Source organism: Rothia sp. HMSC065C03, from assembly GCF_001837295.1.
Classification (GTDB): Bacteria; Actinomycetota; Actinomycetes; order Actinomycetales; family Micrococcaceae; genus Rothia.
In genome coordinates, this window is sequence record NZ_KV832006.1 from 14,417 (window position 1) to 40,122 (window position 25,706).

20 protein-coding genes and 1 tRNA gene are annotated in these 25,706 nt (G+C 59.0%); 14 read left to right on the forward strand and 7 right to left on the reverse strand.

Annotated features, from left to right (window positions below):
* The first annotated feature begins 80 nt into the window (after nt 1-80).
* From HMPREF2605_RS05855 to HMPREF2605_RS05900, 10 genes are all read left to right on the forward strand, one after another.
* A complete protein-coding gene (locus HMPREF2605_RS05855) occupies nt 81-1,109 on the forward strand; it encodes a segregation and condensation protein A (protein ID WP_070847348.1) in 1,029 nt (342 codons plus the stop codon).
* The gene (gene scpB / locus HMPREF2605_RS09295) at nt 1,102-2,139 is read left to right on the forward strand and encodes an SMC-Scp complex subunit ScpB (RefSeq protein WP_083324852.1); all 1,038 of its coding nucleotides are present in this window, start codon (nt 1,102-1,104) and stop codon (nt 2,137-2,139) included. Before HMPREF2605_RS05855 ends, scpB begins: the two co-directional genes overlap by 8 nt.
* 81 nt (nt 2,140-2,220) lie before the next feature.
* Entirely contained in the window at nt 2,221-3,381 is a 1,161-nt protein-coding gene (locus HMPREF2605_RS05865) for a pseudouridine synthase (RefSeq protein ID WP_070830401.1), read from the forward strand.
* 18 nt (nt 3,382-3,399) lie between these two features.
* Nucleotides 3,400-4,569, forward strand: a complete 1,170-nt coding sequence (locus tag HMPREF2605_RS05870) for a prephenate dehydrogenase (RefSeq protein ID WP_070847349.1) — start codon at nt 3,400-3,402, stop codon at nt 4,567-4,569.
* A gap of 54 nt (nt 4,570-4,623) precedes the next feature.
* A complete protein-coding gene (gene cmk, locus HMPREF2605_RS05875) occupies nt 4,624-5,316 on the forward strand; it encodes a (d)CMP kinase (protein WP_049337513.1) in 693 nt (230 codons plus the stop codon).
* Nucleotides 5,317-5,427: 111 nt separating this feature from the next.
* Nucleotides 5,428-7,008 (forward strand): ribosome biogenesis GTPase Der, encoded by a 1,581-nt coding sequence (gene der, locus HMPREF2605_RS05880; protein WP_049353025.1) that lies wholly within the window; start codon nt 5,428-5,430, stop codon nt 7,006-7,008.
* Between the two features lie 240 nt (nt 7,009-7,248).
* A tRNA-Pro gene (locus HMPREF2605_RS05885) sits at nt 7,249-7,322 on the forward strand.
* Between the two features lie 602 nt (nt 7,323-7,924).
* Nucleotides 7,925-9,562 carry an L-lactate permease gene (locus HMPREF2605_RS05890; RefSeq protein ID WP_070847351.1) on the forward strand — a complete coding sequence of 546 codons (1,638 nt, stop codon included), beginning with the start codon at nt 7,925-7,927 and terminating at the stop codon, nt 9,560-9,562.
* Nucleotides 9,563-10,068: 506 nt separating this feature from the next.
* Nucleotides 10,069-11,691 (forward strand): L-lactate permease, encoded by a 1,623-nt coding sequence (locus HMPREF2605_RS05895; RefSeq protein ID WP_070847353.1) that lies wholly within the window; start codon nt 10,069-10,071, stop codon nt 11,689-11,691.
* Between the two features lie 245 nt (nt 11,692-11,936).
* The gene (locus tag HMPREF2605_RS05900; protein WP_005506606.1) at nt 11,937-12,326 is read left to right on the forward strand and encodes a DUF1304 domain-containing protein; all 390 of its coding nucleotides are present in this window, start codon (nt 11,937-11,939) and stop codon (nt 12,324-12,326) included.
* A gap of 136 nt (nt 12,327-12,462) precedes the next feature.
* On the opposite strand, the gene HMPREF2605_RS05905 is transcribed toward HMPREF2605_RS05900, so the two are convergent.
* Together HMPREF2605_RS05905 and HMPREF2605_RS05910 are read right to left on the reverse strand one after the other, a co-directional pair.
* Complete coding sequence (locus tag HMPREF2605_RS05905; RefSeq protein WP_070847355.1) at nt 12,463-13,251, reverse strand: DNA-3-methyladenine glycosylase I; 789 nt, start codon at nt 13,249-13,251, stop codon at nt 12,463-12,465.
* A gap of 215 nt (nt 13,252-13,466) precedes the next feature.
* Entirely contained in the window at nt 13,467-14,078 is a 612-nt protein-coding gene (locus HMPREF2605_RS05910; RefSeq protein WP_049353021.1) for a methylated-DNA--[protein]-cysteine S-methyltransferase, read from the reverse strand.
* A gap of 337 nt (nt 14,079-14,415) precedes the next feature.
* On the opposite strand from HMPREF2605_RS05910, the gene HMPREF2605_RS05915 reads away from it, so the two are divergent.
* Nucleotides 14,416-15,000 (forward strand): hypothetical protein, encoded by a 585-nt coding sequence (locus HMPREF2605_RS05915; RefSeq protein WP_049340782.1) that lies wholly within the window; start codon nt 14,416-14,418, stop codon nt 14,998-15,000.
* 106 nt (nt 15,001-15,106) lie between these two features.
* Here the strand turns inward: HMPREF2605_RS05915 and HMPREF2605_RS05920 are convergent, their stop codons facing one another.
* From HMPREF2605_RS05920 to HMPREF2605_RS05935, 4 genes are all read right to left on the reverse strand, one after another.
* On the reverse strand, nt 15,107-15,421 hold the full coding sequence (locus HMPREF2605_RS05920) for an N-acyl-D-glutamate deacylase (RefSeq protein ID WP_239662207.1): 315 nt from the start codon (nt 15,419-15,421) through the stop codon (nt 15,107-15,109).
* Nucleotides 15,422-16,087: 666 nt separating this feature from the next.
* Nucleotides 16,088-17,644, reverse strand: coding sequence for a glycerol kinase GlpK (gene glpK / locus HMPREF2605_RS05925; protein WP_049345276.1), 1,557 nt, complete (start codon nt 17,642-17,644; stop codon nt 16,088-16,090).
* Between the two features lie 42 nt (nt 17,645-17,686).
* On the reverse strand, nt 17,687-18,484 hold the full coding sequence (locus HMPREF2605_RS05930) for an MIP/aquaporin family protein (RefSeq protein WP_070847357.1): 798 nt from the start codon (nt 18,482-18,484) through the stop codon (nt 17,687-17,689).
* Between the two features lie 343 nt (nt 18,485-18,827).
* Nucleotides 18,828-20,573: a glycerol-3-phosphate dehydrogenase/oxidase gene (locus HMPREF2605_RS05935; RefSeq protein WP_070847359.1), complete on the reverse strand. Its 1,746-nt coding sequence runs from the start codon at nt 20,571-20,573 to the stop codon at nt 18,828-18,830.
* Nucleotides 20,574-20,696: 123 nt separating this feature from the next.
* On the opposite strand from HMPREF2605_RS05935, the gene HMPREF2605_RS05940 reads away from it, so the two are divergent.
* From HMPREF2605_RS05940 to HMPREF2605_RS05950, 3 genes are all read left to right on the forward strand, one after another.
* Entirely contained in the window at nt 20,697-21,644 is a 948-nt protein-coding gene (locus HMPREF2605_RS05940) for a sugar-binding transcriptional regulator (protein ID WP_049359844.1), read from the forward strand.
* A gap of 252 nt (nt 21,645-21,896) precedes the next feature.
* Nucleotides 21,897-23,273 carry a hypothetical protein gene (locus tag HMPREF2605_RS05945; protein WP_060823691.1) on the forward strand — a complete coding sequence of 459 codons (1,377 nt, stop codon included), beginning with the start codon at nt 21,897-21,899 and terminating at the stop codon, nt 23,271-23,273.
* Between the two features lie 11 nt (nt 23,274-23,284).
* A complete protein-coding gene (locus HMPREF2605_RS05950) occupies nt 23,285-24,088 on the forward strand; it encodes a transcriptional initiation protein Tat (protein ID WP_070847361.1) in 804 nt (267 codons plus the stop codon).
* Nucleotides 24,089-24,267: 179 nt separating this feature from the next.
* Here the strand turns inward: HMPREF2605_RS05950 and HMPREF2605_RS05955 are convergent, their stop codons facing one another.
* A complete protein-coding gene (locus HMPREF2605_RS05955; RefSeq protein WP_070847363.1) occupies nt 24,268-25,194 on the reverse strand; it encodes a LysR family transcriptional regulator in 927 nt (308 codons plus the stop codon).
* Nucleotides 25,195-25,706 lie beyond the last annotated feature (512 nt).

Genomic DNA, 25,706 nt, shown 5'->3' on the forward strand with positions numbered 1-25,706 from the left:
AAAGTAGGCGAAGTAAAAGCCGCATCTGAGACGGCACCAACAAAGCCGGGGAGAATAAACCTAAGGAGAATAGGTCGTTTATGACCACGAACGTCGCTGCCGTGAGGGTACCGACACCGAACGCAGACACCGCCGCGAACGCCCGGACTGAGGGCCGCGGCCTGCAGAACCCGGAACGCGGTTTCACCCTCACCCTCAGTAATTTTGAGGGTCCCTTTGATCTTCTACTGACCCTCATTTCGCGCCGCAAACTCGACATTACCGAGGTGGCGCTCGCAGAGGTCACCGACGAGTTCCTCGCATACCTGCACGCCCTCTACGCTGAAGGCACCGAACGCGCACTCGACGAAGCCAGTGAATTTCTGGTCACCGCCGCAACCCTGCTGGAACTCAAAACCGCACGCCTGCTCCCGCAGCATCGTGAACCCCTCGAAGAGGACGTTGCACTGCTGGAGGCACGCGACCTGCTTTTCGCCCGTCTGCTGCAATACCGCGCCTACCGCGAAGTCGCCGATATTTTTGCCGAACGCTGGGCGCAAGAAGCGCAGCGTTTTCCCCGTGCGGTAGCCCTCGAAGAACGATTCGCCCAGGCGCTACCCGAGCTGGTCTTCACCGGAGGCGCCGAAGAGTTCGCCCGCATCGCCGCAGCAGCGCTGAGTCGAACCCCCAAAGAGCCCGAACCGGAACCCGAAGAAATCGTTGAAGAACTCAACGAGCACCTGCACGTTCCGCTAACCACCATCGCGGCTGAAGAACACTACATTTTGCACAGCCTGCTTGATACGGCGGCGCGGGAACTGAGCTTCGCCGAACTGGTTCAAGGATCCGGCGAACTAGAAATCGCGGTGGTTCGTTTTCTCGCCCTGCTTGAGCTCTACAAAGAAGGTGCCCTGCACGTGGAACAGGATGCACCGCTCGGAGCCATTCGGGTACGTGCAAGCGCGAGCGCGGCACAGTTCGTGATCCGCGAAGAAACTGCAGACACCGCAGGCACACAGGATGCGCACGAAACCAGCGAAGCACCTGAATCACCCGAATCACCCCAAGTGAACGAATCTGCGAACGAACCTGAAGCTAACACGGAACCGGTAGAGGAGGAGTATGAGTAATCACGGCTCACGCTTTGACCGTGAATTCACCCCTGACGACCTTGCCATCGTGAACATGGGCTACTGGGATCCGAACGCAGACGAGGATTCGGAACAGGCAGACTCGGCGCCGGTAGAGGCGGTAGAGGCTGAAATCTCAAAGCCTGCTGAGGCGGACGCTGAACCGGCTGAGCACGAGGTAGCGGTAGCTCCTCTGGATGAGGTGACCGAAGAAGCTGAGGTTACCGAAGATGCTGAGGAGGCTGAAGCCGCTGAAACGGTAGAGGACTCCGATGGTTCCGACAGCTCTGAGGAATCGCAGGAACCTGCACCCCGCGAGTCGAAGGAATCGGTAACGAAACCGGTAGCGAAATCGGTAAAGATTCCGGCGGGAGGCCCCTCCACCGCACCCAGCGTAGCGGTCGATGCCGAAGCCGAATTCTCCAAGGTCGAGGCAATCCCCGGCGGCGCCAAAAGCGCCATCGAAGCGATCCTCGCCGTTGCCGAAGCGCCCGTGAGCGTGCGTGAACTCTCCGCCGCGCTCATCGTCAGCGAACGAGCTGTTGAGCACGCGCTCGACCAGCTGTACCGCGAGTACAACGGCGAAGAAAGCGGCTACGGAGAAGACGAAAACCGGGTGGCACCCGAACCGCGCGGATTCCAGCTGCGGAACATCGCAGGAGGCTGGAAGCTCTACGCCCGCGACGACTTCGCCCCCTGGGTGGCACGCTTCGTGACCCGCTCCAAGAGCGCGACCCTCAGCAAGCCCGCCTACGAGACGCTCGCCGTGATTGCCTACCAGCAGCCGGTGACCAGGGCGAGGGTAGCCTCCATTCGAGGCGTAAACGCGGACGCGGCAATCCGCCAGCTGCTACAACGGCAGCTGATTCGTGAAGCAGGGCGAGAAGCCGGAAGCGGCGCGACCCTCTACGAAACCACGGAGCTGCTGCTGGCGAAGCTCGGGTTGAACTCCCTGGAGGAGCTGCCGGCGCTCGCGCCCTTCCTGCCCGATGATACGGAAGCCGCAGTGCTTGCCGAGGGCAACGACTAAGACAACGAATCAATAAGACGAAGGAACGTTCGGGAAAAGCCTGAAACGTTTGCACTATACGACAGAAAAGAGAAGAACACCATGGCATATGGAAACTCCTCCCGCGGCGGCCGCTCTGCATCCGGTCGCCCCCAGAACTCCCGCGGTGGCCGTCCCGGCGCTACTCGTCCCGGTCAGGGCGGTAAGCCCGGTGCTAAGGGCGCATCCGCACGCGGCGGTCGCCCCGGCGCACCGAAGAGTGGCGCAGGCAAGGGCGGCGCAAAGGGCTTCGGCGAGAAGAAATTCGGTGACAAGAAGTTTGGCGAGAAGAAGTTCGGCGCAGGCCGCGCAGGTTCCGGCCGAGGCCGCGGTACCGAACTGCCCAAGCGCGAACGCCGCGCACCGGGCCGCCCCTACCGCTCCGGCGAAGCCTTCGCAAACGAGCGTGGCGAATACCGCGTCAGCAACTACGCTGGCCCGCACCGCCCCCGCCGCCCCCGCAACGCCCCGGTAGACCACTACGAGTTCTACGACCACGACGGCGTGCGCCTGCAGAAGCTGCTGGCTCAGGCCGGTGTGGCATCCCGCCGCGTCTGCGAAGAAATGATTACCGAAGGCCGCGTTACCGTCAACGGTGAAGTCGTGACCGAGCTGGGTGTGCGCGTGGACCCCTCCAAGGTAACCGTGCAGGTGGACGGCATGACCGTTCAGACCAACGACAAGCTCGTCTACATGGCATTCAACAAGCCCGCCGGCGTGGTCTCCACCATGGAAGACCCCGAAGGTCGCCCCTGCATCTCCGACTTCCTGCGTTCCTCCATGAGCGAGCGCGTATTCCACGTGGGCCGCCTGGACGTCGAAACCGAAGGTCTGCTGCTGCTGACCAACGACGGCGAACTGGCGAACCGCCTCACCCACCCCTCCTACGAGGTGCCCAAGACCTACCTGGTGCAGGTTCCCGGCCCCATGGAGCCCGGCGTCGGCGCAGCCATGAAGAAGGGTATTCGCCTGGAAGACGGCGTGACCCGCGTGGACGAGTTCAAGCTGGTGGACTCCACCCCCGGCCACGTGCTCGTTGAAGTGACCATCCACTCCGGTAAGAACCGCATCGTGCGCCGCCTCTTCGACGCTGTCGGTTACCCGGTTGAGCGCCTGGTCCGCGTTGAGATGGGCCCGATCCGTATTGGTTCGCAGAAGCAGGGTACCGTCCGTAACCTCTCCAAGGTCGAGATCGGTCACCTGCTCGCTTCGGTGGACATGTAATAACGCTAAGGAGTTGTCATGAGCTCGCCCGCTGAGCTTTCCGCATCTGAGCTGCCCATGGACTCAACGCTGACCGGGCCGGTGCTCATTATCGGCTCGGGTCTGCTGGGTGCCTCCATTGGTTTGGGGTTGCGTGCGGTAGGATGCGAGGACGTGTACGTCCAAGATATTTCACCCACCGCCGAGGCTGTGGCGCAGGATATCGGTGCAGGTACAAGCATCTCCACACTGTCGGAGGAGGAGCGCACCGCGTTCGCCCCGCAGCTGGTGGTGGTGGCTGCGCCTCCGGATAGTGCCGGTGCCGTGTGCGCTCGCGCGTTGAACACCTATGCGCCTCGACCGGAGGCGGGCTACCCCGGCGCCGTGGTGACGGATGTTGCCTCGGTGAAGGTGCAGCCGCTGGCTGATGTGCTTGCTTCGGGTGCGGATGCGTCCCGTTACGTGGGTTCGCATCCGATGGCTGGGCGTGAGAAGTCGGGCCCGGTGGCTGCTCGCGGTGAGCTGTTCCAGGCGCGTCCGTGGATTATCTGCGAGCACGATTCGGTTCGCCCCGAGTGTGTGCGTCTGGTGCGTTCTGTGGCGGTGGAGCTGGGCGCGATTGTGACTTCTCTGAGCGTTGAGGAGCATGATCAGACGGTTGCCCTGATTTCTCATGTGCCGCAGGCGATGAGCTCGCTGTTGGCTTCGCGTCTGCAGGACACTCCGCTGTATGCGCTGTCCCTGGCGGGTCAGGGTTTGCGCGATACGGTGCGTATCGCGGCTTCAGACCCGACGCTGTGGGTGCAGATTTTTGCGGCGAACGCTGACCCGATTGTGCAGACTCTCTACGGTGTGCGTGATGACCTGAACCGCCTCATCGCGACGCTGGAGAACCCGACGGCTTCCGGCGCTCGCCTGGATTTGGCGCAGCTGATGAGCGAAGGCAACGCGGGCGTGAGCCGTATTCCGGGTAAGCACGGTACTGCCCCCGCCGCGTTCGCAAAGATGACGGTGCTGGTGGACGACACCCCCGGCACGCTGGCTCGTTTGCTTGCCGAGATTGGTGAGTTGGGTGCGAACCTTGAGGATTTGCGTCTGGAGCACTCGACGGGTGCCCCGGTGGGTATGGCTGAAATCTCGGTCAATCCGTCTATTCATGAGGCGCTGGTCCGCGATTTGTCGGCTCGCGGTTGGCGTGTTGTGAAGTAGAGTTAAAGCTGTATTTTCCGGCATAAAGTTTGAGACGAATTTTAAGGAGTGCTGATGCACGAGAACCCTAAACTGACGATTGCTATTGACGGTCCCTCCGGTTCCGGTAAGTCGTCTGTGTCTAAGGAAGTTGCACGCCACTTTGGCCTGGCGTACCTGGATACCGGTGCAATGTACCGTGCCGCAACCTACCGTGTGCTGGAACTTGGCATTGACCTGAACGACGCTGAGGCGATTGCGAAGGCTGTCGAGGAGATGCCCCTGGTGTTCGGTACGAACATTAAGGAAGAAGAGATTCTGATGGGCTCGACCGATATCCGTGAGGAGATTCGTAGCGAGCGCATTTCTTCGGCCGTTTCTGCTGTGGCTTCGGTTCCGGCGGTTCGTGAGCACCTGATTGGCCTGCAGCGCTGGATGATTAACCACGCTATTAACGGCATGGTCGCTGAGGGCCGCGACATCACCACCGTGGTTGCTCCCGATGCTGATGCGCGCATCCTGCTGACTGCTTCTGAAGAGGTGCGCATGGCGCGCCGCGGCCTGGAGAACGCGGAGAAGTCCGGCGCTTCGGGTGACTTGAGCAAGCAGATCGCTGAGCGTGATGCGAAGGATTCGAAGGTCAATAACTTTATGAAAGCTGCCGAGGGCGTGACCCTGGTGGACAGCTCGGATCTTGATTTTAATGCGACGGTCTCTGCAGTGATTAACGCTGTGAATGACCAGTTGAAGGCGAAGCGCGCGGGCTAGGCCCCGCCGAAACGCTGGGGGAGTGGTGCATCCGCTCCCGATAAGACGTTGAGCCGCGCTCGCGTGCTGACCCTCGGGTTGGGCGTGGGGCGGGTAGAGAAAGGAATGCGCATGGCTGAGGACGCTATCCGCGACGATTACGAAGATAAGTACCTGGGCGGTGGCGAGGACGACGTTATCGAGCGCCTCGCTGAGATTGATGATGAGACCGCTGATCAGCGTGCTCAGGCTCTTCTTGAGGGTCTTGAGGACTACGACCTGGATGAAGAGGACCGCGCCCTGCTGGGTGCTTGGGGCTTCGACATTGAGGATGAGGAAGAGCAGCTCGCTGATCCGGTAGTGGCGATTGTTGGCCGCCCGAACGTGGGTAAGTCGACCATCATTAACCGTATTCTGGGCCGCCGTGAAGCGGTGGTTGAGGATAAGCCGGGTGTGACTCGTGACCGCGTGTCCTATAAGGCTGAGTGGCTGGGTAAGAGCTTCACCCTGGTTGATACCGGTGGTTGGGAGTCTGACGCTCGCGGTATTGATGCTCAGGTTGCTGAGCAGGCTGAGATTGCTGTGGAGCAGGCCGATGTTGTGGTCCTGGTGGTGGATGCCCGCGTGGGTGTGACCGCTTCGGACGAGCAGATCGTGCGTATGCTACGCCGCGTGAAGAAGCCGATCATTCTGATTGCTAACAAGATTGACGACGCTCACCTGGAGCCGGAGATTTATAACCTCTGGTCGCTGGGTATGGGTCAGCCGTTCCCGGTGTCGGGTCTGCACGGTCGTGGCCTGGCGGATGCTTTGGACGAGATCCTTGAGGTCATGCCGGAGCACTCGCAGTTTGCTCAGCCGGAAGCGCTGGGTGGCCCGCGTCGTGTGGCTCTGGTGGGTCGCCCGAACGTGGGTAAGTCGTCGCTGCTGAATAAGCTGGCTGGTTCTGAGCGTGCCGTGGTGAATGACCTGGCTGGTACGACTCGTGACCCGATTGACGAGATTATTGAGCTGGGCGGCTACCCTTGGCGTTTTGTGGATACCGCGGGTATTCGCCGTCGCCAGCACATGGCTAAGGGTGCGGAGTTCTACTCTTCGCTGCGTACTCAGACTGCTCTGGAGCGCTCTGAGGTTGCCGTGGTGCTGTTGGATGTTTCCGAGCCGATCTCTGAGCAGGATGTGCGTATCGTGCAGACCGTGATTGATTCGGGTCGTGCGATGGTCCTGGCATTCAATAAGTGGGATACCCTCGATGAGGACCGCCGCTACATGCTTGAGCGCGAGATTGAGCGCGACCTGGCGCACGTGCAGTGGGCTCCTCGCGTGAACATTTCGGCGAAGACCGGCTGGCACAAGGACAAGCTGGTGCCCGCCCTGGAGCACTCGCTGGAGTCGTGGGATTCGCGTATTCCGACCGGTCGCCTGAACGCGTTCCTGGGCGAGATTGTTGCCGCGCATCCGCACCCGCTGCGTGGTGGTAAGCAGCCGCGTATTCTCTTCGGTACTCAGGTGTCTTCGCGTCCGCCGAAGTTCGTGCTGTTTACTACCGGTTTCTTGGATCCGGGTTACCGTCGCTTCATTATGCGTCGTCTGCGTGAGACTTTTGATTTCACGGGTACTCCGATTGAGATTTCGATGCGTGTGCGTGAGCGCCGCTCCCTGGGTGAGCGTCAGAGCGCGAAGGCTAAGAAGGGTAAGGGCGGCCGCCGCTAGTAGCGGGGTGTCTGCTTGATGCCGTGTTGCTGGGCTGGCCCCTTGCTAGGCTGGCTCTTGTTAGGTTTGGCCCCCGCGCGCTGGATTCTGTACGGAAAATCTGCAAGGAAATCCGTGAGGAAAAGATTTTTAAGATTTTTTCTAAAAATGGTGAATCTGGCTTGCGCGGGGGTTAAAAGCCCGGTATAGTTATTCGAGTGTTCAGGGGAAACCTTGAAAACAATATCGTGAATAACGAATCGGGTTGTGGCGCAGCTTGGTAGCGCACTTGACTGGGGGTCAAGGGGTCGCAGGTTCAAATCCTGTCAACCCGACAGATAAAGCTCCGGAAGGTTTTTCCTTCCGGAGCTTTTTTGTATGCCGTTTAGGGGTTTGCGGGGATTGATGGTGCGGGGCTGGGTTGTGTCGGTTTGAATGTTCCCGAGGCGCTGCGTGCTCTGGCTGGCTCTTGCCGGGCTTTAGTGGGCTTTGCTCCCTTGTAATAGCGGGGGAGCGGCTGGGCAGGCCCTCAACTCGGGGTGGTCTTTAGGTTATTTTGCAAATATGAGCTTGCATCTAAATGTTGGAATATGCCCGATTTTGTGGGTGTTCAGTGGTACATTGGGTACACAAGGAATCACGTTTTAGCGGTCAGAAATATTAGCTTTGGCACTGAATCTTCCTTGACAAATCAAGGAATATTTAGGTTTCTGTGACTAAAACACGACTTCATACACACTGAATTTCATAGCCGCAAAACCAACATGAACCCAAGTGAAGGCATATATCCCCAGAGGATAGCGCCCATAACGCATAAAACAGCTAGGTGCACGCACCTGCAACACACGGCACACACGCCGCCACAAGCGTCGCTGGGAAGGTTTTACGGCACAACTCGATCCCGCCCCCGTGGGCGTGGAAAGGAACACAATAAACCATGTGGCAGCAAGTCTACGACCCGCTGAACTCGAGCGCACTCTCCGCACTCGTAGCAGCAGTCCCGATTATTTTCTTCCTTCTGGGCCTCACCGTCCTGAAGCTCAGCGGTATTAAATCTGCCGTTATCTCCCTCGTTCTAGCTCTCCTCATCGGTTGCGCTATCTTCGGTATGCCCGTCACTGCAGGTGCCGGCTCCATCCTCTACGGTTTCCTCTCGGGCATGTGGCCCATCGGCTGGATCGTTCTCATGGCAGTGTGGCTCTACCGCATTTCCGTGCGTTCCGGCGGCTTCGAAATCGTTCGTTCCTCCATCTCCTCCATCTCTACCGACCAGCGCATCCAGATGCTGCTGATTGCATTCTGCTTCGGCGGCTTCCTTGAAGGTGCTGCAGGCTTCGGTATCCCGATTGCTATCTGTGCTGCACTGCTCGTGTCCCTGGGCTTCAACCCGCTCAAGGCTGCAATGTTCGCTCTGATTGCTAACGTGAGCTCCGGCGCATATGGCGCTATCGGTATCCCCGTGACCACCGCAGCAACCCGCGGCGGCGTGGACCTGCACGGTCTGTCCATCGAAATGGTCCTGGTTATCCAGATCATGGCAGGCCTGATTCCCCTGGTGCTCGTCGCTATTCAGGACGGTCTGCGCGGTATCCGCGAAGTCGGTCTGGTAGCTCTCATGGTTGGCGTTATCTACTCCGGCGGCCAGTCCGTTCTGCTCGCAACCCTGGGTAACCCCGAGCTCGTTGACATCATCCCGCCGCTGCTGGCACTGGTCGCTCTGGCACTGGTCATGCAGAAGTGGCAGCCCAAGCACATCTTCCGCGAGCCCACCGCTCCCTCCCTGGAAGAAGTCCAGGCGCAGCAGAGCGTCAAGCACACCGGTGGCGAAATCCTCAAGGCTTGGAGCCCCTTCGTCTACCTGTCCGTCGTGATTCTGCTCTGGTCCACCGTTCTGAAGCCCCTCTTCGCTGCTAAGGGCGCGCTCGGCTTCACCAACATCTCCTTCCCCCTGCCCTGGCTGCACCAGAGCATCTCGCAGGCGGCACCGATTGTTGCAACCCCCAAGCCTATCGACGTGACCTACACCTGGAACATCGTGGGCGCATCCGGTACCGCAATTCTGGTGGCTACCATCATCACCATCCTGACCTCCAAGATTAGCTGGGGCGAGGCTATCGAGGAACTCGGCGCAACCTGGAAGCAGCTGCAGACCCCGATCCTCATGATCTGCCTGGTCATGTCCGTTGCTAACGTCATGAACTACGCGGGTATGATTACCTCCATCGCACTGGCTGTTGCCGCTGTGGGTGCTATCTTCCCGCTGCTGTCCCCGATCATCGGTTGGATTGGCGTGTTCGTGACCGGCTCCGTGGTGAACAACAACATCCTCTTCGCTGGCCTGCAGGCTACCACCGCACAGCAGATTGGCGTCAGCCAGACCCTGCTGGTTGCATCTAACACCGCCGGTGGTGTGATGGCGAAGATTGTTTCCCCGCAGTCCATCGCAATTGCAGCTGCTGCAGTGAACAGCTCCGGCGAGGAATCCAAGATTACCTCCATGGCGATCAAGTACAGTGCAGCACTGCTGGCTATCACCTGTGTTTGGGTTTACGTCCTGTCCCTGGTCGGCCTGTAAATAGCGTGAGTACCTGATGCGTGTAACCTACCTTCTCTGAAAGGTGAGGTACCCGCGACACGGTTTAGCAAAAGCCCCCTTCTTTTGTAGGAGGGGGCTTTTACGTTATCTGGGCTTGTTAGGGGGCATGTGGTGGGATGCCTAGCTGATGGCTCGAGGGGGGTGGTTAGGGGCAAATACCGGGGAGTGTAAATATGCACATAAGTATCGTTTGTGCACACTTAAGGTTATCCTATCCTGAACTCATGAGGGAGACCTGATAGCTTAGACAGATAAAGTCATGAGCACCTAGTTAGCGGGAATAATCCCGCTTTCTTTCAGTTAAAACCAGGGAACAACTTCAGCCCCTGGGAACTGATGACCATAACGCTTCACCGATGGGTCACTCCGCCACATAGCGGAGGAACCCATCGGTTTTATGCGGCCTAGCGCTTCCATACAGCACAGGAGCCGTATCGGAAGAAGCAACCGCAACAAACGCACAGACCGAAAGGACCACCCGCCCTATGTGGCAGCAAACCTACGACCCGCTGAACTCACCGGTGCTCTCCGCACTGGTCGCAGCAGTACCCATCATCCTCTTCCTGTTGGGCCTGACCGTCCTGAAACTCAGCGGCCTCAAGTCAGCACTGCTGACCCTCGGCACCACCCTCATCATTGGTTGTGCCATCTTCGGCCTGCCCATCACCGCAGGTGCCGGTTCCATCCTCTCCGGCTTCCTCTCGGGCGCATGGCCCATCGGCTGGATCGTGCTCATGGCGGTGTGGCTCTACCGCATCGCCGTGCGCGCCGGTAACTTCGACATCGTGCGCTCCTCCGTCTCCTCCATCTCGAACGACCAGCGCATCCAGGTGCTACTGATTGCCTTCTGCTTCGGCGGCTTCATCGAAGGCGCGGCAGGCTTCGGCATCCCAATCGCTATCTCTGCGGCACTGCTGGTATCCCTGGGTTTCAACCCCCTCAAAGCATCCATGCTGGCGCTGGTAGCTAATGCCGCGTCCGGCGCATACGGTGCTATCGGTATCCCCGTGACCACCGCAGCTAAGGTCGGCGGCCTGGACACCGCACACCTGTCCGCAGGTATGGTTCCGGTACTGCAGATTTTCGTGGCAATCGTGCCGCTGCTGATGGTTGCAATCCAGGACGGCATCCGCGGCATCCGCGAAGTCGGTCTCGTAGCGCTTATGACCGGCGTGATCTTCTCCGGCGGTCAGGTGGCCATCCTGATGCTGCTCGGCTCGCCTGAACTAGTCGACATCATCCCGCCGCTACTCTCCCTGGTCGCCCTGGCGCTCGTGATGCAGAAGTGGCAGCCCAAGCACATCTACCGCGAATCCACCGCACCCAGCCTCGAAGAAGCTCAGGCTCAGCAGAGTGTCAAGCACACCGGCGCTGAGATCGTTAAGGCGTGGAGCCCCTTCATCTTCCTCTCCGCAACCATCCTGCTCTGGTCCACCGCACTGAAGCCGATTTTCGCAACCAACGGCCTGCTCGGCGCCGCAACCCTGGCGTTCCCCATCCCCGGCATTCACGAAGCCATCACCACCGGTGCCGGCAAGACCGTGACCGCGATGTTCTCCTGGAACACCCTGGGCGCATCCGGCACCGCAATTCTGGTGGCTGCAATCATTACCGTCCTGACCTCGAACATCAGCTGGGGCGAAGCCTTCGAAGAACTCGGCGGCACCTGGAACCAGCTGAAGATGCCGATCCTCATGATCTGCCTGGTCATGTCCGTCGCAAACGTGATGAACTACGCCGGTATGACCACCTCGATTGCGTTGGCGCTCGCGGCAGCAGGCCCGGTCTTCCCGCTGCTGTCCCCGATCATCGGTTGGATTGGTGTGTTCGTGACCGGCTCGGTGACCAACGCTAACGTGCTCTTCGCGGGCCTGCAGTCCACCACCGCAGCCCAGATTGCTGTTGACCCGACCCTGCTCGTTGCCGCAAACACCGCCGGTGGCGTGATGGGTAAGATTGTTTCCCCGCAGTCCATCGCGATTGCGGCGGCGGCTGTGAACAGCGCCGGCGAAGAATCGAAGATCACCTCCATGTCCATCAAGTACAGCGCTATTCTGCTGGGCCTGGTCTGCGTCTGGTCCTTCGCACTGTCGCTCATGGTTGGCTAAAGACCGATACCGGATTCGGCGTAACCCCGCGTAGAAACCCCTCGATGAGAACCCTGCAATTTTCTCTGCAGACGACGAATCGAGGGGTTTTATGCATATTCAGGGAAGTTCCGATAAGCCCGGAAGAAGCGTAGAATTACTTCTTGTGCTTGCTCCTGCATGATTCTGAACATCACCACAGGTTGTGCTCCAGAATAAAGAACGGGCAGGTGCCTAATAGAACACCTACTGCTTAAGGAGAAACAATGCAGGCACTCGCAACGGTCACCACCGTTTTTGCCTTCGTAGCAATCGCTATTCACGTGTACATCTGGATTATCGAATCCTTCCTCTGGACTAAGCCCAAGGGCCGCGAAACCTTCGGAATGACCGAAGAATTCGCCGAGTCTACCAAGGAGATGGCGGCAAACCAGGGCCTGTACAACCTGATGCTCGCCTGGATCGCCGCAACCGGTCTGCTGGCTTTCTGGTTCGGCTCCCCGCAGGTGGGTGTGGCACTCATGTTCGCAGGCCTGGGCTCCATGGCGATTGCCGGTGTCTACCTGTTCCTCACCTCCCCGGATAAGCGCAAGCCGGCACTGATTCAGCTGACCCCGCCGCTGCTGGCGCTGATTTTCCTCTTCGTGATGATCTAACCCTGTGGCGATCTAATTCAGAGCGGAACCTCTCAACGTATAGAAGCCGCGTGCTTACTTCTACGAAGTGGCGCGCGGCTTTTCTGCGCCCTTGCACGCAAGCACGCCAAGCGTGGGGAGCTTAGGGCGAGGGGGCTTAGGTAAAGAGCCCCGAACAGCCTCGCCGATGCGAGTCCACCAGGTGCGCGTTGACCATACCGACCGCGCACATAAGCGCATAGGCGGTCACCGGACCCAAGAACACACCTCCTAGAGCTTTAAAAGATTTGGCAAGAAGCGCGGACTCGGGTGTATCTGTCGGGATATCCTCCAGGGTATGCGGCGCGATAGTCTCGTGTGGCGCGAAGGACCACAGCCACGCCGGCAGCCCGCCCGGTACACGTGTGCCGTCAGGCAGGGTGCGCTCGCGCATCCGGTCCAGGTCTTCATCGCTTAGCGTACGAACTCGACGGCGGCGTGCGGCTGTCGCCTCGGTACTGTCTGCCTTAGCTGAGATGGATGCCGGAGCAATGAGGGGAAGATTAATATCCTCCGCGGATGCGTCATACGGCGTGGCGGCAAGCTCACGCATCCGAAGGGTCAGCCGCGCGTTGGAGATGACCGCGCGAATCTTCCGCTCGTTACGGATAATGTCTTCGTTCTGGAGGAGTCTCGCAACATCCTGGTCGGTGAACGCAGCCACGCGTTCGGGATCGAAGCCTTCAAAAGCGTGACGAAATGCCTCGCGGCGGGCAAGAATCGTTCGCCAAGAGAGTCCCACCTGAAAAGCCTCGAGGCTCAGGGCTTCGAAGAGTCCCCGCTCATCGGTGACGGGCATGCCCCATTCGGTGTCGTAGTAGTCGCGCAGAAGCTCATCGGTCACCCACGTGGGGTAGTTCGGGGTGTTTTCGAGGGGCTTGGCGGGAATGTTAGGTTGCGAGGTCACGGTTTCTCCTCTCTGAGATTGCTGAGCCGATCCGAGTGTTTCGGAATCATGTTCTACTTAAACAGTAGCCCTAGCGTGAGTAAATCGCAAGTATATTCGATTATATGTCGTGGTGCAGAGCAACGAAACCGAAAATAGGTACGACAGAGGGCAGAGCCCGCATCCGATGCACGCTCCGCCCTCTGACAAGTCTCAATCACCGCCGGGTGACATCGCTAGAAGAGCCGCGCCTCCCGCACCTCTTCCGGCTCCTCCAGATTGAGAAGGAACTGCTTACGTTCAACCCCGCCAGCGTAGCCAGTCAAACTACCATCAGCACCAATAACGCGGTGACACGGAATCATAATAGAAACCTTATTGCGGCCGACCGCCTGACCCACCGCCTGCGCCGGAGCACCGGGACCAACCGCACGCGAAATCTCACCGTAAGTGGTGGTGTACCCGGCAGGAACAGTCTTCAGATGCTCCCATACAATCAGCTGAAAATCGGTGCCCTCAGGATCTAGGGGCAACGTAAAAGAAGTGCGCTTGCGCTCAAAGTACTCGGAGAGCTCTGCCTCAGCACGCGACAGCAGCCGCGCCGCAGCATACTCACCGGTTGGCTCTTCCTCTTCCGCCGTGTTGTGCTCCCGTAGGTAGGTGACGGGATTCTCGATTAGTTCACCGAGCTCATGGGGGAGCGGAAAATGCGCCTGATCCTCGTACCAGATGCCCACAATCGCATCCGCACGGGCGGCAAGGTAGAGCACGCCGACGGGGCTCGAATAGCGAGTGTACCAGCGCGCGAGCGCTTCCGGCGGCTGCGGCGAATCGGTCGCTTTGGTCATGCTCTTCCTCGTTGGCTCGTAGGCGTGTATTGCAGATGGTATTAGAGGTAAATATCCCTTTCAACCATCATAGGGGAGGGGCACCTCCGTACCGTACCCGTAGCGGGTTTTGTCTATAACTGACCGCTATATATGAGATGTATGCACCGCCGTTGAAACATCTCAGGATGCCCGGTCAATTTTGTCTGAGCCCCAAGAGCTGGCATTCTGTGAAGTACACACCGATACACCGCAATTCAATACTCCGGCTTCTCCACCCCGCACCGGGTGGGGGATGACCTGTGTTTCTCGTACCCCAACGTTGGGTTCAACGACGACTGAAATTGCAAGGAGAAACATGGAAGACCTGAAAGACCTCCGCCGGGAACTCAAGGAAAACCCGGAGAGTCGAGAGCTCAATAACCGTTACGCGCAGGCGTGCCTCAACATCGCGAAAGAATACACCGTTATGTCCCAGGGGCATATCTTTATTTGCTCGCCCTCAGATTTTGAAGCCGTACAGTACGTCATGGCCAAAATCCCTGACGCTTCGCTTCTAGACGGCGAAACTCTGGAGGAATACAAACGCCTGGACAGAGCCGTTACCCAAGCTCGTATAAATAGAGGTAGGCCCGGTAGCATGATGGGCATTTACTATGCCCTCATCCTTTTTATAGTGATGCCCATAATGGCGGTACCAATCATTGCGCTGTGGGAACTCAGCGCGGGGAGCACCTCAGACCACACCCGCAACCCGAGCTTCCTCATTTACCTGATTCCGGTCGCTCTCATTACCGCTGCGCTCCTCTGGGTTGGGTGGCTTGTTGAACGAATCCCCGGCTGGAAATATAACGCTCTGATAGTCCAGGAGAATAAAAAGGCAGAACTAGCCAGAGCCGAAGCTGAAGCGCGTCAAAGTACTGACCCGACCGCTGAGAAATAATCTTGAGTGCAGGGCCGGCCTCTGCCCCTGACCATAACGTAAATGTGCCGCCTCACCGGTATTGGTGAGGCGGCACATTTATGCTGTCTAGGGGATAAGAAGCTCGCTACTTAGCGGCTACTCCATCAGCGTTGCCCTCCGTGTGGTGCAGATGCGGCAGGTGAGTCGAATGCAGGTCGTGACCGAGCACATCGTGCGCATCCGGGTCCTCGTTCGGGAGCACGTGCGAGTACTTGGAGTAGTAGCGGTACAGTGCGTAGGCGCCAATCACAGTCAGTACGATAGCAACGCCCAGAGCCCACGGTACAGCTGCGGGAGAATACATGACAGAGAAGAGCACCAACAGCCAGGAGAGAGCAGCTGCAAGAACCGAAACGTTCATAGCAATAATTGCAAGCTTGCGGCGACGGACATCAACCATAATCGGTGCGGGAAACCCGCTCCCTCCTTCCAACGGAGCCTCTCTCCGTTCTCATGAGCACCGGAAGGTGCCGGATGCATAACCAACCGCCATCTTCGGCGACCAGAATAGGGCTAATAAGCCTATATATCTATGATACGGCGCTTGAAGTGGACATCAAAGGCAAACAAACGCTGTTAGACCAACCCCACACAACATGTGAACGGGTATCTCAACAAGGGGCATAAAACCAGTGATTTTTACAGCGAGAACTGCAGCACGAAAAGCGAACCCCACTCATCGTTAACGCAGAGAACCCAGTAACAAGAGATAAAAGTCCGTCCGCCGCGGTACGTGAAGCACCACAGCGGACGGGCGTGTAAATAAAGTATCAGCGCGAACCGTCGACTCCTGTCAGGACAGCGCATGAATATGTCGCGTACGCGTCCTGTGCGGTACTGACACCTCACGAACAATACCGCAGAAAGCAGCCGGCGGAAGATACTGCATTTACAATCACCCACCGTACCCCAGCACTAATTTTTGTAGAAATTACGCCGCAATAAACGCTGAATTGAGCGTCATAAAACAGCGAAAAGCCCCGGCTGCTTCAACCCCATAGCGGGGGAGAAGCAGCCGGGGCGTCGCTAGTACGCGGGCCGTGCCGTTAGGCAACGGGTGCTGTGATTAGGCGGTCGGAACGTCCTCGTCAACCCACTCGAGGGTGCGGGAGACAGCCTTCTTCCACAGGCGGTACTGGCGGTCAACCTCTGCGGGCTCCATGGAGGGCAGCCAGCGCTTGTCCTCAGCCCAGTTGTCCACAACGTCCTGCTCGCCGCTCCAGAAACCAACAGCGATACCTGCAGCGTATGCTGCGCCCAGAGCGGTGGTCTCAACAACCTTCGGGCGGATTACGGGAACGCCGAGGATGTCAGCCTGGAACTGCATGAGGAACTCGTTAGCGGTCATGCCGCCGTCCACGCGCAACTCGGAGAGCTCAACACCGGAGTCAGCGTTCATTGCGTCCAGAACCTCGCGGGTCTGGAATGCGGTTGCTTCCAGCGCCGCACGCACGATGTGTGCACGGTTCACGTAGCGGGTCAGACCAACGATGACGCCGCGAGCGTCGGAACGCCAGTGAGGTGCGAACAGGCCGGAGAACGCGGGAACAACGTAGCAGCCACCGGAGTCCTTGACGGAGGTAGCCAGTTCCTCAGACTCTGCAGCGTGCTCAATCATGCGCAGGTTGTCGCGCAGCCACTGGATCAGGGAGCCGCTCATTGCGACCGAGCCTTCCAGAGCGTAGACGGGTGCTGCGTCGCCAATCTTGTATGCGACGGTGGTCAGCAGACCGTTGTTGGAGAAGACGGGCTCGTTGCCGGTGTTCATGAGCATGAAGTTACCGGTACCGTAGGTGTTCTTCGCCATGCCCTTCTCGAAGCAAGCCTGACCGAAGGTTGCGGCCTGCTGGTCGCCCAGGATGCCCGCGATGGGGGTGCCTGCGAGCAGACCGGTTGCGCGGCCGAAGCCGTACACCTCGGAGGAGGACTTGATTTCGGGCAGCATGCTCATGGGGATGCCCATGTCTGCAGCGATCTGCGGATCCCATTCGAGGGTGCGGATGTTCATCAGCAGGGTACGGGATGCGTTGGTTACGTCGGTGACGTGAACACCGCCGTCAACACCACCGGTCAGGTTCCAGACCAGCCAGGTGTCGGTGTTGCCGAAGAGCAGGTCGCCGCGTTCTGCGCGCTCGCGTGCGCCTTCAACGTTGTCCAGGATCCACTTGATCTTGGGGCCGGAGAAGTAGGTAGAGAGGTTCAGGCCGACGATGTCGTGGTACTTGCCAACGCCCTCTTCGCCTGCGAGCTCTTCAACGATTTCCTGGGTGCGGGTGTCCTGCCAGACGATTGCGTTGTAGACGGGCTCACCGGTGTTCTTGTCCCACACGACGGTGGTTTCACGCTGGTTGGTGATGCCGACTGCAGCGATTTCGTGGTGGTTGACTTCGCCGTTTGCCATAGCCATTGCTACGACCTTACGGACGTTCTGCCAAATCTCGGTTGCGTTGTGCTCGACCCAGCCGGCCTTGGGGAAGATCTGCTCGTGCTCGAGCTGGCCCTGAGCCACGTTCTCGCCCGCCTTGTTGAACAGGATCGCGCGGGAGCTGGTGGTGCCCTGGTCGATGGAGAGGATGTACTTGCGTTCGACGTTGAGGGTTGCGGAGTGCAGAGAAGTCGTCATTGATTTTTCCTTAGAACAAAAGAACGGGGGTATTAGAGAGGTTTAGAGGGGCAGAACTGCCGGAACGATCAGGCCTGCGAGGATAGCGCCGATGATTGGGCCAACAACCGGAACCCATGCGTAAGACCAGTTGGAGCCGGTCTTACCGGGGATGGGCAGGAAGGTGTAGGCGATACGGGGGCCGAGGTCACGTGCGGGGTTGATAGCGGAACCGGTTGCGCCACCGAGGTTCATACTGATGGATACAACGACCAGGGCAACAGCCAGGGGGCCGAGCTCGCTGGGGGTCTTACCGGATGCGATGATCCAGCCAATCAGGACGAAGGTGCCGATAATCTCGGTGATGACGTTCCAGCCGTAGGACTTGATGGCGGGGCCGGTGGAGAAGATGCCGAGGCGGTCGCCCGGGTCCTCATCGAAGTGCTTCTTGTAGGTGAGGTACGCTCCGGTTGCGCCGGCCATTGCGCCGAGCATCTGAGCGATGATGTACAGGGCGATGTTGCCTGCGGTTGCGGGAACACCGGTTGCCAGGTCGCGGCCTGCGGTTGCCAGGCCGACGGTCACTGCGGGGTTCAGGTGTGCACCGGAATGGAAGGAGAGGTACACGGCGGTGAACACTGCCAGACCCCATCCGAAGGTGATAACACCCCAGCCTGCGTCCTTAGCGTAGGACTTCTTGAGGGTCACTGCGGCGCATACGCCGGCACCGAGCAGAATCAGGATGAAGGTGCCGAAGAACTCGGAAGCGAAGATTCCGAGGGTGGTGGGGGCGCCGGATGCATCCACGAGAGCGGAAGAGCCGGCTGCAAGTACAGTTCCTGCGGAAGCAAGAAGAGACATTGATGCTCCTTGAAGACGAAGCGTCTGGAAGGCAAGCGAACCTTTGCTTGCGCATTCCCGTGCGTCCTCACCGCACGGGCGGATCGGGGCACAACGCTGTGCTGAAATGTGTAGCGGTTGCTACGAAAAATTGATAGATGTTTCTGGATGAGAAGCAGATCGTACCAGTGGGTTAACCCTGTATTTAGCTCGCTGCTTCTTATGCAGGGGATTATCGTAAACGGTTATTTAACCTCTCGTCCACCCCTCACCGAAAATATGAGATAACCCATGCTCGGTGAGGGGTGAACGGTCGGTTCGTACCGGATAACCGGTCACGAAAGGTGCGTGGAATCTCTACGGATTAGAGCTTCACACGGGGTGCCACGGGGGTGACAGCCTCAATCTTTGCCGATGCCTCAGCGTCGGTGGAGGTGGACTCTGCCTCGCGGATAGCCTGTACGCGTGCGGCGTAGAGGTCGAGTTCCTCCTTGACCTTCTTATCGTCCCAGCCGAGCTCGGCACGCAGGATATCGAGGATCTCGTCTGCTGCTGCCAAGCCGCGGTCGCGCTGCTCGAGGTCGAGGCGTACGCGGCGGACCAGAACGTCCTCCAGGTGCAGGGCACCTTCGTAGCGGACAGCGAAGACGACGTCTGCACGCAGGAACTGGGGTGCCTGAGCCAGGGGAGCACCGAGGGAGGGGTCAGCGTCGATGAGAGCGCCGAGGTCCTCAATCTGCGATCCGTAACGCTCGAGCAGGTGGGTGATACGGTCCTCATCCCAGCCGTAACGCTGTGCGTAGCGTGCACGGTTAGCAGCGATTGCGTGGTAGCCGTCTGCGCCGACCAGGCCGATGGTTGCGGTCACGGAGGGGTTCTGCTTAGCCTGCTCGCCCAGTGCGAAGTCGACAGCGTCGGCAGCCATGACACGGTAGGTGGTGAGCTTGCCGCCTGCGATTGCGCTCATGCCGGGTGCAACCTCGGTCACGGTGTGCTCGCGGGAAACCTTGGTGGATGCTGCACCGTCCTTGACCTTGGGCTGCAGCAGCGGACGCAGACCGGTGTAAGTGCCGATGATATCCTCGCGGGTCAGCGGGTTAGCGATCAGCTTGTTAGCCTGCATCAGCACGTAGTCGATGTCCTTGCTGGTTGCGACGGGGCGCTCACGGTCCTCGGAGTAGGGGGTGTCGGTGGTGCCGATGATCCAGTAACGCTGCCAGGGGATGATGAAGAGAACGGACTTCTCGGTCTTGGTGAAGATACCGCTGGTTGCGTTGATGCGGTCGCGGGGAACCACGATGTGGATACCCTTGGATGCCAGAACCTCCAGGCCACCCTCGGGGTTAGCGAGGGACTCGGATTCTTCGGTCCACACGCCGGTTGCGTTGATGACGTGCTTTGCGCGCACGTTCAGGCGCTCGCCGGTCTCCAGGTCTGCCAGCTCTGCGCCGATGACGCGGCCGGATGCGTCCTTGGTGAAGCCGACAACCTGGGTGCGGGATGCAGCCAATGCGCCGTAGCCTGCAGCGGTGCGGACGACGTCGATGACGAGGCGTGCGTCGTCAACGCGTGCGTCGTAGAACTGGATTGCGCCGCTGAATGCGGAGTCCTTGATGTCGGGGAAGACGGTCTTGGTGCCGGCCTTGGTGAAGTGGCGCTGGGAGGGGACGCCCTTGTTGCCGCGGGAGCCGAGGAATGCCAGGGTGTCGTACATGCCGATGCCGATTGCGGAGTATGCGCGCTCGATGACGGGCATCTTCAGGGGCCACAGGAAGGGCTGTGCGTGCACCAGGTGGGGTGCGATCTTGTTCAGCAGCAGGCCGCGCTCGGTCAGTGCTTCGGTCACGAGCTTGAAGTCGAGGTTGTAGAGGTAGCGCAGGCCGCCGTGAACGAGCTTGGAGGACCATGCGCTGGTGCCTGCAGCCCAGTCGCCTGCTTCGACGATACCGGTGCGCAGACCGCGGGTTGCTGCGTCGAGGGCAATGCCTGCACCGGTGATGCCGCCGCCGACGACCAAGATGTCGAGTTCTTCGTTGACCATGCTCTTGAGCGCCTTGGCGCGGGACTCGGCGGTCAGCTGAGACTGCTGTGCAATGTGCTGGGAGCTCATGTACTGCTCTTTCCTGTATTGCCGCTTGTGCGGCGTGGGGGTTTCATCTTGCATTTAGTAAAACCCAATGGTGAAATAATAACCAAGCAGTATGAACGGATTTTCACTGGGGGTCTGTGGCAGATGAACGAACGCGCTAACCATACCTACGAGGCAGCGCAGCTTTACTACATTCACAACATGACGATGGACGCTATCGCGGCTCGTCTGGGGGTTTCTCGAGCCACTGTGTCGCGTCTGCTTAAAAGTGCTCGTGAGAGCGGCATGGTGCAGATCCGTCTAGATGATTCCTTCCGTGCCCGCAGCGAGCTTGAGCGCCGCATCGGTGAGCGCTATAAGGTGCGCGTTACTCTCGTGAATGTCCGTTCGGACGCCACCCCCATCGCCCGCATGAGCCAGGTATCCCGTACTGCGGCGGCTCTACTTGATTCCCTGATTGATAATGGAACGAGCCTGGGTGTGGCGTGGGGTTCAACGATGACCGAGATTTCTCGTCATCTGCCGCGCCGCCCTCTGAAGGGCGTGACTGTGGTGCAGATGAATGGTGCCGGTAACGCGCACCATTCGGGCATTCCGTACCTGGGTTCCCTGCTGGGGCAGTTGGTGAATGCCTATGATGCGCAGACTATCCATTTTCCGGTTCCCGCGTTCTTTGACTATGCGGACACGAAGACCGCCATGTGGCGTGAGCGTAGCGTGCAGAAGAATCTGCATGCCCAGCAGAATGTTGACCTCGCTATTTTTGGCGTGGGTGCTTTTGGTGGACCTATTCCTTCTCACGTGTATTCGGGTGGCTATTTTGAGGTGCAGGAGCAGCGTCAGTTGCGTGAGCTGGGCGTTGTGGGGGATATGTGCACGATTCTTCTGCGTGAGGACGGCTCGTGGGCTGATCTTGAGTTGAATAAGCGTGCGTCCGGTCCGACTCCGAAGGAGCTTGCCCGCATTCCGCGCCGTATTTGCGTTGCGTCCGGTACTCACCGTGTGCGTGCTTTGCGCGGCGCGTTGCGTACGGGCGCAATTACTGACTTGGTTCTTGATGATGCCCTGGCAAAGGCGCTCATGGAGAAATAGCTAAAAATAATCGCCGCGGGTATGAGAGTCCGTGGTGATGGGGTAAAGGGGCGCCTTGAATCTGAAAGGTAGTGCTTGAGAGCTTTCCAGGTGAAGATCTCAAGCGTCGCCTGAACAATGTTTCAAGGTGTCCTTTAGTGTCGTCAAAAACTGCTTTCTGACCCTACAATGTGAAACGTTTGCGCATGTGAAAGCGCATATTTGTGCACTCCATTGAAGGTGTGCGCCACTCACCGTTAGAAAGAACCAACCATGACCCCCACCTATAACGCCCAGGCGAATCCGCACCTGGGCGCACCCGGCATTACCACCATGCACGGTGATGCCCAGTCTTCCGACGCTACTCCTCTTGCCGGCCCCGGCGCCGGTGACTGGAAGATTACCGGCACGAAGCTCGGCGGCGCCTGCCCGACGATTCTTGCCGGACGTGACGGCTTCATTCAGGTGCTCTGCACCCAGGTCTTCGCCCACGGCGAGTTCATCACCCCGAAGCTCTCTATCCTTGACCCGCATACCGGCCGCGAGCTCTCCCACTTGGACATCCCGAAGGGCGCGCTGCTCGGTGGTGTGTACGCCTACCTTGACGCGCAGGACCGTATGGTTCTGGTGGATGGCTCTCAGTGCCTGCTGCGCCTCTCCCACTCTGCTGACGGACGCAGCATCCGCGTTGATGAGCGTATTGACCTGAGCCGCATGCTCGCCCAGAGCGCCAATGACGCTGTGGTTGGCCTGGTACCCGACTGGTCCGGTCGCATTTGGGTTGCGACGAAGAACGGCTACATTGCGGTGATTGATTCTGCCCGCGGCACGATTCGCTCGATGCGCCTGAATAAGGCGTCGATTGCGGGTGAACGTATCGATAACTCGATTTCGGCGTGCCCGCAGGGCGTGAGTGTGGTTACTTCCCACGCTATTTATATGCTGAACGCTACCGCAACCGGTGCGCCCACCCTCAAGTGGTGGCATGCGTACGATCGAGGTAGCGCCCGCAAGCCCGGTAAGCTCGCGTGGGGTTCCGGCGCCTCCCCGACGTTCTTTGGCCCGAACGGTTCGGATTACGTGATGCTGACCGATAACTCTGATATTCAGGAGTCGGTCATTGTGTACCGCACTGATAACGGTGTGAAGGTCGGTAGCGCTGGCCTGTTTACTGCCGGTACCTCTGGCACTGAGAATTCCATGATCGGTGTGGGTAACACGATGGTCGGTGCAAGCACCTACGGCTACCCCTACCCGAAGTACCCGGAGGGTGCCGGCCCGTCAGTTCCTGCGAACGCGCTTTTTGCTCCCGGCATGGAGCGTTGGGATATTACCGACCGCGGTCTGCGTAAGATGTGGGACCGTAAGGACGTGTACTCTTCGGCTGTTCCTCGTTACTCCACTGCTGACGGTCTGATTTACACCTGTGAGCGTCGCCGCGGTCCGGCTGGTTTGGCGAATGGCGCCTACGCGTGGGCGGTCGCGCTGGACATGGAAACCGGTAAGACGATGCATGAGCAGCGCCTGCCTCAGCATGTGAGCCTGTTGCTTGGCGGTGGTGACACCCTGCAGATGGTGGGCACGATTGACCGTTACGGCACCTGGTGGCAGGGCACGATTAGCGGCGTGTACCGTATCGCGAAGGCTTAGAGGAGTAGAAAATGACTAAGAATAATCTGATGAACGCTTCTCGCCGTACCGCGTTGAAGGTTGCGGGCGCTTCGGCTGCCTTGGTAGCTGGCGGCGTGAGCGCTGCGGAGGCGGCAACTCGTTCGGGCGGTAAGCGCGCTCGCGTGACCCCGGTGACCCAGCGTCCTGGTGGACAGCGCGGCGGGCAACGCGGTCAGCACGGCGGTGGACAGCACGGTGGCGCGGCGAGTTCTGCGCTGGTGCAGGTTCCGATGCGCTATAACGAGTCGTGCATCCGTCTGGAGTTGAAGGCTGCTAACGGTGTGCAGGCTGTGTCTTTGCAGAGTCAGCCGGCGCGTACTGTTGCTTTCCGGAATCTGCCGACTCGCCTGAGCATTATTAATGAGGGCAATTCGACGCTGCCGGTGGGTACTCGCCTGATGGTGCGTGCTCGCGCGCAGGACCCGAAGACTGGTTTGTTGTTGAATCCAGCGGTGACTCTTCGTGTTACCTCGGGGCAGGCGGTGCTACCTTCGGGTAGCCTGGGTGCTTCAGCCCTGGTGGCTCCTGTGGATGCTCTGAATCTTGATGCGGTGCGCCGTAGCGAGCAGACCGGTCAAGCTGGTGCCGGCAGCGAGAATGTTCTGGAGTTGCGTACTGCTATTCCTCGCGGTCACCGCCTGGATGTTCAGCTGAATTATCAGGTGGCTTCGGGTGTTGCCGGTTCTGCGTTGAAGCAGGTTCATGTGAGCGCTGTGCTGGATATGGCGGCGGCTGGTTTGTCCTCGTCGTTCTACGAGGTGCAGAGCTCGGCTGTGGTTGCTTCGCTGAACTAGCAGTTGGGCTGGCTCCTGTGAGGGATAGGCACGGCGGGGGAGTGGCTCCGTTGTGTGTTTTATACCTTATATATAGGCGCCTGTTCAAAAAGGTATGTTGAAAGGTCGGGGTCGTTCGTGGGAACGGCCCCGACCTTTGCGTCGGTTGGTTTATCGAGATGAGCGGCAGCCGATTTTTCTTATGCGGTTTCGGTCTTGTCGTGTTCGCCGAATGCCACCTGCACTGCGTGGTGTAGCGCTTGGCGCACCATGGCGATGGCGGGGTTAGCGGCGGACTCTCGGCGTACAGCGGTAAAGATTTTGCGGGAGGGCTTGCCGGGGAGCTCTACGATGCGTAGTCCCTCGGTGGTGGAGAGGGAGGAGAGGATGAAGCCGGGCACGATGGTGACGGCGAATCCTGCTTTGACGAGGTTGGAGTTCGTAATCATGTCATTGGCGCTATAGCGGATGACCGGCTCGAATCCTGCGGTGCGGCACTGGTTGAGCGCCCAGCTGCGGGAGGTGTTCTGTTCCATTTCGAGAACCCAGGGCAGTGCGTGCGCTTCCTCAATCGAGGTGATGGTGGAGGTGCTGGGCACGATGAGGCTGAGCGGGTCTTCGGTGAGCAGCTCGGAGTGCAGTTCGGGGTATTCGGGGATGTGGTGGTGCGGGTAGGCTTCGGAGAGCACCATGTCGTATTCGCGGCTTCGGGTGAGTGAGGTTCCGGTTTCGGGGTCGATTTGCAGTACTTGCAGCGTGAGTGAGGGTGCGTGTTCGGCAAGGTAGCTGAGGGTTTCCGGTAGCAATGCGAAGGCCGCGGACTGGAAGATTGCGAGGCGGACCATGCCTGCGGGTTCGCCGGTGAGGTTGGCGACGGAGGTTTGCATGCGGTCGAGTTCGCGCAGGATGCTGCGGGCGCTGTCGACGATGATGAGTCCGGCGCTGGTGAGCTGTACGCGCCTGCCGATGCGCTGCAAAAGCGGGGTGCCGGTTTCTTTTTCGAGGGTGGCAATCTGCTGGGAGACGGCGGAGGGGGTGAGGCTGAGTGCTTCGGCTGCGGCGATGACAGTGCCGCGTTCTTGGATTTCGAGGAGCATCTGCATACGTCGGATGTCGTAGATGGACATATTTTCCTCCCTGGTGCACTCGGCATTGCGTTGGCTGTGGTTGCCACCGTATTCCATGGTGCGTCTCTCATCGTGGACTCTTGTATATGGTACCGCGCGGGCTTCCGGCCAGCTCTTTTTGAGACGCCTGAAGTGGGGTGCCAGCATGTTGGCTTGTGTAGCGAGTATTTTCGCGCTGAATGTGACGATTCTTGGGGTTGAAGATGCTTTTGGGACTGGTTTTGAAGTGTTCGTCTGTTACGAAGTGGGTTCGATATTTGCGCTCTGAAAGTGCTAGCCTGAGAGAGATGGATAGCGATGTCGCTACAAACTTCACCTTGTCTCTTCGAACAGGAGGTTCGGAGGGGGCGCGGGGTGAAAACCTCACCGCACAATCATTAAGAAAATCTAAATGAATTTTGGAAAAAACATTCAGTTTTTCTAATGAGGTATTTATTACCCTTTTGTGGTGAAATAGAGACATCGCCAAACGTGGTGTGTACCGCACACAGTAAGATAGTTAGGAGTCAAGG

Bases quoted from the DNA above. Each gene is read 5' to 3' on its own strand.
- HMPREF2605_RS05855 (WP_070847348.1), top strand. From the start codon at position 81: ATGACCACGAACGTCGCTGCCGTGAGGGTACCGACACCGAACGCAGAC.
- scpB (WP_083324852.1), top strand. From the start codon at position 1,102: ATGAGTAATCACGGCTCACGCTTTGACCGTGAATTCACCCCTGACGAC.
- HMPREF2605_RS05865 (WP_070830401.1), top strand. From the start codon at position 2,221: ATGGCATATGGAAACTCCTCCCGCGGCGGCCGCTCTGCATCCGGTCGC.
- HMPREF2605_RS05870 (WP_070847349.1), top strand. From the start codon at position 3,400: ATGAGCTCGCCCGCTGAGCTTTCCGCATCTGAGCTGCCCATGGACTCA.
- cmk (WP_049337513.1), top strand. From the start codon at position 4,624: ATGCACGAGAACCCTAAACTGACGATTGCTATTGACGGTCCCTCCGGT.
- der (WP_049353025.1), top strand. From the start codon at position 5,428: ATGGCTGAGGACGCTATCCGCGACGATTACGAAGATAAGTACCTGGGC.
- HMPREF2605_RS05890 (WP_070847351.1), top strand. From the start codon at position 7,925: ATGTGGCAGCAAGTCTACGACCCGCTGAACTCGAGCGCACTCTCCGCA.
- HMPREF2605_RS05895 (WP_070847353.1), top strand. From the start codon at position 10,069: ATGTGGCAGCAAACCTACGACCCGCTGAACTCACCGGTGCTCTCCGCA.
- HMPREF2605_RS05900 (WP_005506606.1), top strand. From the start codon at position 11,937: ATGCAGGCACTCGCAACGGTCACCACCGTTTTTGCCTTCGTAGCAATC.
- HMPREF2605_RS05910 (WP_049353021.1), bottom strand. From the start codon at position 14,078: ATGACCAAAGCGACCGATTCGCCGCAGCCGCCGGAAGCGCTCGCGCGC.
- HMPREF2605_RS05915 (WP_049340782.1), top strand. From the start codon at position 14,416: ATGGAAGACCTGAAAGACCTCCGCCGGGAACTCAAGGAAAACCCGGAG.
- HMPREF2605_RS05920 (WP_239662207.1), bottom strand. From the start codon at position 15,421: ATGGTTGATGTCCGTCGCCGCAAGCTTGCAATTATTGCTATGAACGTT.
- glpK (WP_049345276.1), bottom strand. From the start codon at position 17,644: ATGACGACTTCTCTGCACTCCGCAACCCTCAACGTCGAACGCAAGTAC.
- HMPREF2605_RS05930 (WP_070847357.1), bottom strand. From the start codon at position 18,484: ATGTCTCTTCTTGCTTCCGCAGGAACTGTACTTGCAGCCGGCTCTTCC.
- HMPREF2605_RS05935 (WP_070847359.1), bottom strand. From the start codon at position 20,573: ATGAGCTCCCAGCACATTGCACAGCAGTCTCAGCTGACCGCCGAGTCC.
- HMPREF2605_RS05940 (WP_049359844.1), top strand. From the start codon at position 20,697: ATGAACGAACGCGCTAACCATACCTACGAGGCAGCGCAGCTTTACTAC.
- HMPREF2605_RS05945 (WP_060823691.1), top strand. From the start codon at position 21,897: ATGACCCCCACCTATAACGCCCAGGCGAATCCGCACCTGGGCGCACCC.
- HMPREF2605_RS05950 (WP_070847361.1), top strand. From the start codon at position 23,285: ATGACTAAGAATAATCTGATGAACGCTTCTCGCCGTACCGCGTTGAAG.
- HMPREF2605_RS05955 (WP_070847363.1), bottom strand. From the start codon at position 25,194: ATGTCCATCTACGACATCCGACGTATGCAGATGCTCCTCGAAATCCAA.